We start from the raw sequence: 12102 nt of genomic DNA, 5'->3' as shown, positions 1-12102 counted from the left end.
CTTTTCAATAGTAAATAAGGACATACTGACTATAATTCAGTTGTCCAACACATTGGATAAGTCCACTTTTAGCGTTCGCCAAAACTTTTTAAAAGTGGACAACTAACTAACTTTAATTTGATTAGAATTCAAAAATTCTACTAATTTTGTTTTCAAATACATAACCCTACTTTTACCCTTTCCTACTTTTATGTATTCTAGAGAAATGCCCTCTGCTCTCCAGTTTGCTAAGGTACTTGAAGATACACCTAAAAGTTGTGAAACTTGAGTCTGATTTAAGCAAGCTTGTTTTCTTTGCTCTGGTGGTAAAATTGAATTTAGCTCTTGTAAATTCATAGAAAAACTCCTTTATTATAAAGATTGTATTTATTTCATAATTATTTGAAACATGAAATTATAAACATTAAAAATTCTATATGTCAAATCAGAAGATGTGCTTTAATACTTAAAATAAGTGCATACTAAATATACGCATTTTTGACTCACTCAAAACTACTAAAAAGACCGATAAATTAGACTATCTAAGATAAATTTTAAAACTTTTTGGAAATTTGATTTTATTGAAGATTTTTTATTCAGAAATTTTTGCTATTTTTTGTTATTTTTTACATTTTGATGTTGAGATTAATATTAATTTTGTATTTTATTAATGTGAGTGTAATAAATTGAAATGAACTTAAATTTAGAAATATAAAAGTAACTTTGATAATTAGATGTTTTTTAATTTAAAATATTATATTTTAATAATTTAGTGGGAAATAAGTGGGAAATAGTAAAATCTAATAAAACTTAAAAAGCCCTTTAAATCAATGGCGACCCCAGCAAGATTCGAACTTGCGTGTTCTGGAGGAAATCCAGACGTCCTTGGCCTCTAGACGACAGGGTCAAAAATGAAGATTGAAATTATAATTTAGTTTGAGTTTGTTTTTGCTTAAAGTCTATTATCAAATAGTGATTCTATCGTAATTTCTTAAATGATTTTTTACCTAACTTTATAATTGTTGAAGCTGTAGTTTCATAAAAACCTCTTTTATCTTCAACTATAATTTCTGCACCACTTATTGCAAATTCTCTATCAAAATTTTTACCTGTTTTATTTGCTGATGTTGAATATAAAACACCAAATTTATGTATAAAATCATAAAATTTAGAACTCTTTTCTACAACACGGAAAGACATACCATTTGGATAAATAAATGTTGTTTTTTTACTATTTCTAACTTTCTTTCTAAACTCTTTAGGAATTCTAGTATTCTTATTTAGTGTTGAGAAAGAATCAACAGTATTGAGTATTTTTTTTGTAAGAGGTCTTTGTTTTAGAAGTGAAAGTTTCTCATCACTTGATGATGAGAAACCTACAGTTGTATCTGTTTGAACAAGATAAATTAAATCAGAGTTCATTATTAATCGTTTAAAAACTCTTGAATTGATTTTGGAGTTGAAACATCGTTTGTTTTTAAAACTTTAATTGCTTCAACAGCAGCATTTGCAGCAGCTACAGTTGTAAAATATGGTACATTCATTCTTAATACAGATCTTCTAATCTCTTTACCATCATCTTTTGATGATTCTTTAGCTTCACTTGTATTAATAGCCATTGAAATATCACCATTAGTAAGTAAATCAATAATATTTGGTCTTCCTTCACTAACTTTTAATACTTTTTCACAATCTACACCTGATTCAGCAATAATTTTATAAGTTCCACCAGTTGCAACGATTGTAAATCCATTTTCAGTTAGACCTTTAGCAATACTTGGAGCAAATTCTTTATCTAAATCACATAATGAAATAAATACTTTTCCTTCTTTTGGAAGATTATTTTTAGCTGCACTTTGAGATTTTGCAAATGCCATACCAAAGTTATCAGAAATACCCATAACTTCACCAGTTGATTTCATCTCTGGACTTAAAAGTAAATCTGCACCATTTAATTTATTGAATGGGAAAACAGCTTCTTTTACTGCAACATGATTTTTTAATTTTGGTTTTAATACACCATTATTTTCAGTAACAATATCTTTATCATATACTTTTAAAGCATCTCTTAAAGTTTCACCCCACATAACTCTAGTTGCAACTTTAGCTAGTGGCATTCCTGTTGCTTTAGATACAAATGGAACTGTTCTAGAAGCTCTTGGATTTACTTCAATTAAATAAATTTGTCCTTTATGAATTGCGTATTGAGTATTCATTAAACCTACAACACCAAGACCTAAAGCCATCTCTTTTGTTTTAGTTTCTAATTCTTTAATTAAATCATCACTAATAGAAACAGGAGGTAATGAACAAGCAGAGTCACCTGAGTGAATTCCAGCTTCTTCAATATGTTGCATAATTCCACCAATGTAAACTTCTTTTCCATCACAAATACAATCAACATCAAGCTCAATTGCTCTATCAAGGAATTTGTCAATTAATACAGGTGCATCATTTGAAACAGAAACTGCTTCATCCATATATTGTTTTAATTCATCAGTTGAATAAACAATTCTCATACCTCTTCCACCAAGAACGAATGATGGTCTAACAAGAACTGGATATCCGATTTTTTCAGCAATTTCTATTGCTTCTTCAACTTCAACAGCTGTTCCATTATCTGGTTGTAATAATCCAATATTTTCAACAAATGCTGAGAATTTTTTTCTATCTTCTGCTAAATCAATAACTTCTGCAGTTGTTCCAATGATTTTTGCTCCTGCTTTTGTTAAAGCATTTGCTAATTTTAATGGAGTTTGTCCACCAAAATGAACGATAACACCATCTGGATTCTCTTTTTCAACAACACTTCTAACATGTTCAAAATCAATTGGTTCAAAGTATAAAATATCTGATGTATCATAATCAGTTGAAACTGTTTCTGGGTTGCAGTTATACATAATTGTTTTTACACCCATTTCATTTAAAGCAAATGATGCATGTACACAACAATAGTCAAACTCAATACCTTGACCAATTCTATTTGGTCCACCACCAATAATCATAACTTTTTTCTCGTTTGATTCTGTTTTAGAAACTTTTGGTAATTTTGTAATATTTGTTGTAGAGTATAAATATGGTGTTAAAGCTTTAAATTCAGCCGCACAAGTATCAACTTCATTGTATTCAAAATCAACATCTAAAGTTTTTCTTGCTTGATAAACATCTTCTTCTGTTTTACCTATTAATTTAGCAATCATTTTATCGCTAAATCCATTTGTTTTAATTTTTCTCATGAAATTTTCATCAGTTAATATTGATTCATTAATTGATTTTTCTAAATCATGAAGTTCTCTAAATTTAGTTAAGAACCAAGGATCAATTTTTGATAACTCAAAAATCTCTTCATTTGATAAACCTTGTCTCATACCTTCCATTAGATATAAAAGTCTTTTATCATTTGGTCTTCTAATCTCTTTTTTAATAAAATCTAAATCTTTATCTAAAATTCTATCAAATCCAATAAGACCAGTTTCCATTGAACAAAGAGCTTTTTGAATAGATTCATTAAACGTTCTTCCAATAGCCATTGCTTCACCAACAGATTTCATAGAAGTAGTTAAAGTAGAATCAGCTTTAGGGAATTTTTCAAAAGTAAATCTTGGAACTTTTGTAACAATATAGTCAATTACAGGTTCAAATGAAGCAGCAGTTCCTGTGATATCATTTGTAATTTCATCAAGAGTAAATCCAACAGCTAATAAAGTTGCTACTTTTGCAATAGGATATCCAGTAGCTTTTGAAGCAAGTGCAGATGATCTTGAAACCCTTGGATTCATCTCAATTACAATCATTCTTCCAGTATTTGGACAAATTGAGAATTGAACATTTGAACCACCAGTATCAACACCAATTTCTCTAAGAATTGCAAAAGATGCGTTTCTCATATCTTGATACTCTTTATCTGTAAGAGTAAGAGCAGGTGCAATAGTGATAGAATCTCCGGTATGAACTCCCATTGGGTCTAAGTTTTCAATAGAACATACGATAATACAGTTATCTTTGTGGTCTCTAATAACTTCCATCTCATACTCTTTCCACCCAAGCATAGATTCCATAATTTCGATTTCATTAATAGGACTTGCTTCTAAACCAGCTGCTGCCAATTTTTTAAATTCATCCATATTATAAGCAACACCTGAACCACCACCAGCAAGTGTAAATGAAGCTCTTGAAATTACTGGAAATCCAATCTCTTTTACAACTTTGATAGCTTCTTCTAAATTATATGCATTTTCACTTCTTGGTAAATCCATACCAATTTTTTTCATTGCTTCGTTAAAAAGATGTCTATCTTCACCTTTTTTAATAGCTTCAGGATTTGCTCCTAAAAAGTGAATACCTTCTAACATACCTTTATCATACATAGATGTTGCAACATTTAGTGCTGTTTGCCCACCCATTGTTGGTAAAATAGCATCAATATTTTCTTTTTTAATTATTTTTGCAACAACTTCTTCTGTAATTGGTTCAATATATGTTTTATCAGCGAACTCAGGATCTGTCATAATCGTAGCTGGATTTGAATTTATTAAAACAACTCTATATCCAAGTTCTTTTAGCGTTTTAGTAGCTTGAGTTCCTGAATAATCGAACTCACACGCTTGACCAATTACAATTGGTCCAGAACCAATAAGTAAAATAGACTTTATATCTTCTCTTTTTGGCATAAAAAATTCCCCATATCTTTTGTATAAAATTTGGATAGTGTATCTAAAAAGGGCTTAAGATTGGGTTATGCTGTTACTGTTTTGTAATTAAGAGTTTTATTGCTAATACAACAAATATAAAACTTGTAAATTTATTCAAAATATTTTGAAAGTTATTTGATTTATTAAAATTTTTTGCCAATTTTTCTGAAAAAAAAGCAATTAAGCCAAAAACTAAAATAGTTGAAAGAATAAATAATATTCCTAAAACTAACATTTGAAAAGAGATATTCCCTAAATTTATATTTGTAAATTGTGGCAAAAATGCTAAAAAGAATAGAGATACTTTAGGATTTGTTATGTTCATAAAAATCCCTTTAAAATAGAGTTTTTTATACTCAATCAAATGTGATTTTTTTGTTTCTATTTTAGAATTTGAACTTTTAAATAATTGCCAAGCAAGATATAAAAGATAAAGTGCTCCAATTATTTTTAAAAATGTAAAAGCAATTATTGAAGTTTGAAAAAGTACAGAAACTCCCATAACTACCATAAATGTATGAAATAACAATCCTGTACAAAGTCCTAAAACTACTATAAAACCAGCTTTTTTACCTTGTAACATTGATTGAGTTAATACAAATAGATTATCAGGTCCAGGAACAAGTGCAAGTAATATAGAAGTTATAAAAAATGCACTTAAAATTTCTAAATCTAACATTTATGCTTTTGGAAGATTAAATTTTTTTGTATTTAAAATACCTTCATTATCAAAAGATAGATAGTATAAAACATCTTTTTTCACTTCTAAACCAGCTAAATATCTTAAAGCTAAATTTGCTTGAAGTGAACCTATATGCATAACAATAGGACAAGCGATTCCGTTTGGTTTTCTATCATTTATTTGAAAAACTGCTTCATAAGAGGCTTTTTCAAAAAAACAAACTTGACCATGAAATTCTTCAACACTTCCATAAATCCAAGGTTGTTGTTTTTTCATACAATATTCATTAATAGCAGCTCTTGTTGGAAGATTATCTGTTGCATCAATGATTAAATCAAATTCTAAATCTCTTTTTGCAAAATCATCAAAACTCTCTTTATAAGCTGTCACTTTAGTATATGGACATCTTGATTCAATTAATTCTTTTAAAACATCAGCTTTATATTTTCCATCATCCCCTACTTTAAAACCTATTTGTCTATGAATATTATGAACTCCAACTGTATCAAAATCAATAAATGCAAACTCACCAATTCCAGATGCTCCAAGTGCAATTCCAAGTGTACATCCTAAACCTCCACTTCCAATAATCGCTATTTTTTTATTTTGAAGTGAATTTTGTACCTCTTCTCCCCAAAGTTTTATTTGTCTATTAAAATATTCATTAAATTCATTTTGCATTATTTATTCCTTAGTTTATTAGTAAAGATTATTATTTTTATATCATTTTGTAATAATATCAAATTATAATTAAAAAACTATGACTAAAATCAAGTATTCCTAATCTATAATTACATATTATAAAAAAGAAATCAATACAAGGCAACAAATGAAAAAATTTTCAATTTTTTTATCACTATCTCTTTTAGCATTAAGTGCTAACTCTGCTTCAACTAATCCTTCAAATGATTATGAAAAGTTAAAACAATCTATTGAGAAAAAATATGAAAAACAAATTCCTAAAGAGTGGGGAGAAAAAGTAAAAGGTGTAAAAACAAAGCTAAATACTAATAAAAAAATTATTGCTCTTACAATGGATGCTTGTGGAACAGAAGGTGGAATGGGATATGATAAGCATTTAATTGCATATTTAGAAAAAGAGAAAATTCCTGCGACTTTATTTGTAAATGGAAGATGGATTGATCAAAATCTTGAGAATTTTAAATCACTAGCTTCAAATTCACTATTTGAAATTGGGAATCATGGACATTTACATAAACCAGCTTCTGTTGAAGGAAAATCTGTTTATGGAATAAATGGTACAGCAAATATTTCAGAACTTGTTGATGAAATAGAATTGAATGCAAGAAAAATTGAAGAATTAACAAATAAAAGACCTAAATATTTCCGTTCAGGAACTGCATATTATGATGAAGTTGCTGTTAAAATTGCAAATAGTTTAAAACAAGAAGTTGTTGGTTTTTCTGTTTTAGGCGATGCTGGAGCAACATATACAGCTAAAAAAATCGAAAAAGCTTTTGAAGATGTTAAAGGTGGGGAAATTGCAATAGTTCATTTTAATCATCCTGAATCTTATACAAGAGAAGGAATTATTAGAGTTATTAAAAAATTAAAAGCAGAAGGTTTTACGTTTGTTAAATTATCTGATTATTCTTTAAAATAATCAGATTAATTTTTGTTTTCAACTAAGAAGATAAGCTTAGCTTCGTCAAGAAGTTTTTGCGCATCTTCTAACTCTTTGATACCTGTTTTATAAAGTTTTATTGAATCACTAAGTGTTATTTGTGGATTTGATAATTTTTCTAAAAGTTCTTTTGCCTTTATAACTTTTTCTTCAAAACTAATCTCTTCATTCATTTAATATCCTCATTATTATTTATATAATTGTTTATTATATCAATAATTAATAAAAGAACTTGTAAACTAAAAAAAACATTGGTGTTAACATGATAGATTTTTCAAAGTTAATTATTATTGTTACTCTTCTTGGTGGACTTGGTATTTTTTTGATTGGTTTAATAATCATGACAAAAGGTTTACAGTCACTTGCAGGTGATACATTAAGAAATGCCATGTTACATTTTACAAAAAGCCCATATAGTGGAGCCTTAAGTGGTGCAATTATGACCACTTTATTACAATCTTCAAGTGCCACCACAGTTGCAGCTGTTGGTTTTGTAGGTGCAGGGATTATCAGCTTTTCTCAATCTTTAGGTATTATTTTTGGTGCAAATATTGGAAGTACTTTTACAGGTTGGATAGTTGCTATATTTGGATTCAAATTTGATTTAGGAACAATAGTTTTACCTTTTATTTTTTTAGGTGCGATTTTAAAACTTTTTGCAAAAGAAAATCTTGCTTCAATTGGTTTTGCAATAGCTGGATTTGGGCTAATATTTGTTGGTATTGATACTATGCAAGAGGCAGTTAAAGGTTTTGAAAATATTTTAACTCCAAATATTCTACCTAGTGATTCTTTTTCTGGAAGGCTAATACTTATAAGTATAGGTATTTTAATTACTATGATTACCCAAGCTTCAAGTGCTGGAATTGCGATGACATTAACTCTTCTTTATGGTGGTGCAGTTAATTTTGAACAAGCAGCAGCTTTAGTTATTGGTATGGATGTAGGAACAACAATAACAGCAGCGATGGCCACAATTGGTGGAAATATAAATGCAAAAAGAACAGGATTTTCTCATGTAATTTACAATTGTTTAAGTGCAATATTTGCTTTTATGTTTATTACACCTTTTATAACTATTTTAGAATATATAAAACCTGGTTTTATTTTAGAAAACTCACAAATTTCATTGGTTGCATTTCATAGTTCATTTAATATTATAAGTGTTTTACTAATTTTACCATTTACAAATATATTTGCTCTGTTTATAAAAAATATAATAAAAGATAAATCTAACAATGATATAAATAATTTTAATGAAGAGTTTTTAAAAGAACCCAAAATTGCTTTAAATGTTACATTACAAACTATTATTAAAGAGTACATAATCATATTAAAACATATTGAAACTTTATTAAATGAAAAATCAGACTATAAAAGAATGGATATGAAAGAGGTTCAAGATATATTAAATATCACCCATGAATTTATAGATAAAATTCATATCAAACAAAAAGATAGTCCTGATTGGGCATATTTGGTTGATTTAATTCATTCAATTGACCATCTTCAAAGATTACATGAAAGATGTGAAGAGGAAGAAGAGAGAATTATTTGTGCTAAAAATATTTTGGAATTAGAAAGTATTTTAAAACAATTTTATACAAATATTCTAAATAGTATTCTTGCTCAAAAGACAAATGACTGGAATAATATAATTAAAAATAGTAAAAAACTAACAATAGATATAGAAAAAATGAATCAAAAATATAGAGAAGATATTGCAAATAAAATTGCAACAGGAGAGCTTGATGTTCCAGATGGTTCAGATAGATTAGAAGCTATTAGATGGTTACATCGTGTAAGTATTCATATCTATCGAATAAACTATTATATCCATAAAGCTATTCTTTCATCTGGTAAATAACTATTTATCTTTTAAAATTTCTCTAACATGATTTTCAAATTTTTCAACTTCAACTAAAAATGAATCATGTCCTGATTGACTCTGTATTAATTTATATGTAACTTGATTTTCTCGTCCAAGTTTTACCATAATATCTCGTATTTCTTCCATCTCTTCAGGGAAAAATAGCATATCATCACTAAAAGCAATTAAATGTAAATTTGCTTGAACTTTATCAAAAGAGTCTTCTATTTTATCTTTATTTCTTCCCGCATCAAATATATTCATTGTTTTACAAATATATAAATATGAAAGTGGGTCAAAATATTTTGGGAAACTATAAGCATTATATTCTAAATATTTTTCTACTTCAAATCTTCCAAAAAGTTCATATAATCCATCTGTTGAGGCATAATCTCTTCCAAATTTTTTATTAAATAAGTTTGGACTTAAATAACAGATTAATCCTGCCATTCTTCCAATAGCAAGTCCAGGAAGTCCTAAAGCTTTTAAATCATCTTTAGCATAATTTCCATTTTTAAAAATTGGGTCGTGTCTAATTGCTTCAATTCCTATTTTATTAAAAGCAATTGCCCACGGTCTTGTATATGCAGTTGTTGCAAGAGCTATAATCTCTTTAGCAAAAGTTGGATACTCTATTGCATAACAAAGTGCTTGCATTCCTCCCATACTTCCACCAATAACTGCAACTGCATTTGAAATGCCTAATCTTTTATATAGTTTCATTTGAGCTTTTACAATATCAGAAATTGCTAAAACAGGAAATTTTAATCTATACTCTTTTTTTGTTGAAGGGTCTATGCTCATTGGATTTGTTGAACCATAAGAACTTCCAATATTATTTGAACAAATCACAAAATATTTTGTTGTATCTATTGCTTTTCCATCACCTATAAATTTATCCCACCAACCTGGCTTTGCTTCATCTGCATATCGACCAGCTGCGTGATGACTTCCTGAAAGTGCGTGGCAAATAACAATTACATTTGATTTATCTTCATTTAACTCACCATAAGTTTCATATATTATTTCAAATTTTTCTAAAAGTCTTCCACTTTCTAAATATAAAGGTTCATTGAATTTTTCTACTTTTGTTTCTATCTTCAAAACTTTTCCCAACTCTTTTATTTTAAGCTTGATAGTCTATCTAAACTATCATAAGAAAGCTATTTATTAAGCTTTGTATAAATCTTCAAGAGTTATTTTCATCAACTCTTGCCAAGTTTTATCTGGATTCCAAATATTAAATATTGATAAATCAATATTCTCAAAAGGAGTTTTTAAAACATATTTATGATAAACATACATAAAGGCACTAACTCTATAATTTTTCGCACAATGTACCCAAACTTTATTTGCTCCAAGTGATTGCATTACATTTATAAAAAGTTTTAAATCACTAGCTTTTGGATTTTCAAAATCTACAGGAATATGAAAATAACTCATTCCAAGATTTGTTACAACTTTATCCTCATTTTCTATAGCATTAGAAGCATTACATAAAGCTAAATTAATAACTACTTCAAAACCTTCATCTTTTATCAAATCAAACTCTTCTATTTTTGGCTGACCAGAAGTTGAAATAAGTTCATTAATTTTGATGTAATTTAAAATATTTTTCATATATGCTCCTTTGCTTTTTTATCATTGTAAGATTTTCTTTCTTATTCATAAGTAAATTTATATATAATTAGCCCATGAAAAAGATATATATAGCAGGATTTGATGTTTTTGAAAGTAATTCCATAGAGATTGGCAAAAAGTATGTACAACTTTGCAAAAACTATGGATTTGAAGGTTTATATCCACTAGATAATATCGTAGATTTCAATCAAGAAAAAAGAAAAATTGCACAAGATATTTTTAAAGCTAATGTAAACTTGATAAATCAATGCGATATTGTTATTGCAAATTTAAACTCATTTAGAGGAAAAGAAGCAGACAGTGGAACAGTTTGGGAATGTGGTTATGCAACTGCATTAGGAAAAAAAGTATATGGTTATATGAAAAAAGAGCAAAATTATATAGATAGTTTTTCAAAAGATGAAAAAAATGTTATAGATGATGTAACTTATGATTTAGAAAATAGAGTTATTGAGGATTTTGATTACCCTATAAATTTAATGATTGCTTGTAGTATAGAAAAGATGGTATTTGGAGAATTTGAAGATTGTTTAAAGGAGATTTGTAAATGAGTTTAATTTTTGCTTCATCCCCTGATGCTAAAAAAGCTTATGAATTAGTTAGAAGTTTACAAACAAGATTTGTAGAAAAACTAAATGATTTAAGTGAAAAATATGGGGAAAATAAAAAATTTGAAGAAGTTATTTGGTTAAGAAATGGTGGAACTTTTGGTGGGGGAAGTAGATTTGAAGCAAGAGATGAAATATTTTTTAATAGAGCAAGCGTTAATGTATCACAAGTTCATTATGAAAATGATTCAACAAAAAGTTTGGATAGTGCAACTGCAATTTCAACTATAATTCATCCAAAAAATCCAAACCTACCATCAATTCATATTCATATTAGTTTAACTATTTTAAAAGATGGAAATTCATATTGGCGAATTATGGCTGATCTAAATCCAAGTATTGAAAATCTTGAAGATAAAAAAGTTTTTGAGAAAGCCTTAAAAGAGGCTTCAAAAGAGAGTTTTGAAGAAGGTGTAAAACAAGGTGAAAAATACTTTTTTATTCCTGCATTAAATAGACATAGAGGAATTTCTCATTTTTATTTAGAAAATTATAAAACAAATGATAAAGAAAAAGATTTTTCATATGCATTAAATTTTGGTGAAATTGTAATTGATAGATATATTTTGATTTTAAAAAATGCTTTTTTAAATAGACAAACATTTAGTGTTCAAGATATTAAAAAACAACTTGATTATCATACTTTATATCTATTCCAAGTTTTAACTTTGGATAGAGGTACAACTTCTGGACTTTTAGTTCATAATGAAAATGATATTGGAATTATGGGCTCACTTCCAAAATTTGTAAATAAAAAACTTTTAGAATCTTGGATAGAAAAAGTTCCAAATCCACAAGATAAGTTACTTATAAAAATAATTGAAAACATAAATGATAATGGTTTAATTGATACAATAACAAAAGAAAACTTAGCAAATGTAGTAAGAAATCACTATAAAGAGTTTCCAGATTCGTTAAAATATCAAGCAAGTGGGAATATTATTCCAACAACTGTTGATAATCATATAAAATAAAAGGAATAGAAA

The 12102-nt window shown here is 27.7% G+C and carries 12 protein-coding genes and 1 tRNA gene; 4 read left to right on the top strand and 9 right to left on the bottom strand.

Annotation, left to right across the window (positions count from 1 at the left end; all coding sequences use genetic code 11):
* Nucleotides 1-102: 102 nt before the first annotated feature.
* The 6 genes from AELL_RS05810 to AELL_RS05785 form a co-directional block, all read right to left on the bottom strand.
* A complete protein-coding gene (locus AELL_RS05810) occupies nucleotides 103-336 on the bottom strand; it encodes a helix-turn-helix domain-containing protein (protein WP_118917040.1) in 234 nt (77 codons plus the stop codon).
* A gap of 474 nt (nucleotides 337-810) precedes the next feature.
* Nucleotides 811-886, bottom strand: a tRNA-Glu gene (locus tag AELL_RS05805).
* A gap of 71 nt (nucleotides 887-957) precedes the next feature.
* Nucleotides 958-1401 (bottom strand): Sua5 YciO YrdC YwlC family protein, encoded by a 444-nt coding sequence (locus tag AELL_RS05800; RefSeq protein ID WP_118917039.1) that lies wholly within the window; start codon nucleotides 1399-1401, stop codon nucleotides 958-960.
* Nucleotides 1402-1403: 2 nt separating this feature from the next.
* Nucleotides 1404-4649, bottom strand: a complete 3246-nt coding sequence (gene carB / locus AELL_RS05795) for a carbamoyl-phosphate synthase large subunit (protein ID WP_118917038.1) — start codon at nucleotides 4647-4649, stop codon at nucleotides 1404-1406.
* A gap of 73 nt (nucleotides 4650-4722) precedes the next feature.
* On the bottom strand, nucleotides 4723-5349 hold the full coding sequence (locus AELL_RS05790; RefSeq protein WP_118917037.1) for a LysE family translocator: 627 nt from the start codon (nucleotides 5347-5349) through the stop codon (nucleotides 4723-4725).
* Nucleotides 5350-6033: a HesA/MoeB/ThiF family protein gene (locus AELL_RS05785; protein ID WP_118917036.1), complete on the bottom strand. Its 684-nt coding sequence runs from the start codon at nucleotides 6031-6033 to the stop codon at nucleotides 5350-5352.
* 148 nt (nucleotides 6034-6181) lie between these two features.
* On the opposite strand from AELL_RS05785, the gene AELL_RS05780 reads away from it, so the two are divergent.
* Nucleotides 6182-6976: a polysaccharide deacetylase family protein gene (locus AELL_RS05780; protein WP_118917035.1), complete on the top strand. Its 795-nt coding sequence runs from the start codon at nucleotides 6182-6184 to the stop codon at nucleotides 6974-6976.
* 5 nt (nucleotides 6977-6981) lie between these two features.
* Here AELL_RS05780 and xseB read toward each other — a convergent pair whose 3' ends face one another.
* Nucleotides 6982-7170, bottom strand: a complete 189-nt coding sequence (gene xseB, locus AELL_RS05775) for an exodeoxyribonuclease VII small subunit (RefSeq protein ID WP_118917034.1) — start codon at nucleotides 7168-7170, stop codon at nucleotides 6982-6984.
* Between the two features lie 89 nt (nucleotides 7171-7259).
* On the opposite strand from xseB, the gene AELL_RS05770 reads away from it, so the two are divergent.
* Nucleotides 7260-8864 carry a Na/Pi cotransporter family protein gene (locus AELL_RS05770; protein WP_118917033.1) on the top strand — a complete coding sequence of 535 codons (1605 nt, stop codon included), beginning with the start codon at nucleotides 7260-7262 and terminating at the stop codon, nucleotides 8862-8864.
* Here the strand turns inward: AELL_RS05770 and metX are convergent, their stop codons facing one another.
* On the bottom strand, nucleotides 8865-9971 hold the full coding sequence (gene metX / locus AELL_RS05765; RefSeq protein ID WP_118918623.1) for a homoserine O-acetyltransferase MetX: 1107 nt from the start codon (nucleotides 9969-9971) through the stop codon (nucleotides 8865-8867). It lies immediately after the preceding gene.
* A gap of 66 nt (nucleotides 9972-10037) precedes the next feature.
* A complete protein-coding gene (locus AELL_RS05760; RefSeq protein ID WP_118917032.1) occupies nucleotides 10038-10487 on the bottom strand; it encodes a protein tyrosine phosphatase family protein in 450 nt (149 codons plus the stop codon).
* A 74-nt stretch (nucleotides 10488-10561) separates the two neighbouring features.
* On the opposite strand from AELL_RS05760, the gene AELL_RS05755 reads away from it, so the two are divergent.
* Nucleotides 10562-11059: a nucleoside 2-deoxyribosyltransferase gene (locus AELL_RS05755; protein ID WP_118917031.1), complete on the top strand. Its 498-nt coding sequence runs from the start codon at nucleotides 10562-10564 to the stop codon at nucleotides 11057-11059.
* Nucleotides 11056-12090, top strand: a complete 1035-nt coding sequence (locus AELL_RS05750) for a coproporphyrinogen III oxidase (RefSeq protein ID WP_118917030.1) — start codon at nucleotides 11056-11058, stop codon at nucleotides 12088-12090. Before AELL_RS05755 ends, AELL_RS05750 begins: the two co-directional genes overlap by 4 nt.
* Nucleotides 12091-12102 lie beyond the last annotated feature (12 nt).

Source organism: Arcobacter ellisii (assembly GCF_003544915.1).
Lineage (GTDB): Bacteria > Campylobacterota > Campylobacteria > Campylobacterales > Arcobacteraceae > Aliarcobacter > Aliarcobacter ellisii.
The sequence above is the reverse complement of the archived record's forward strand: the minus strand, read 5'-3'. Positions and strand labels throughout refer to the sequence as shown.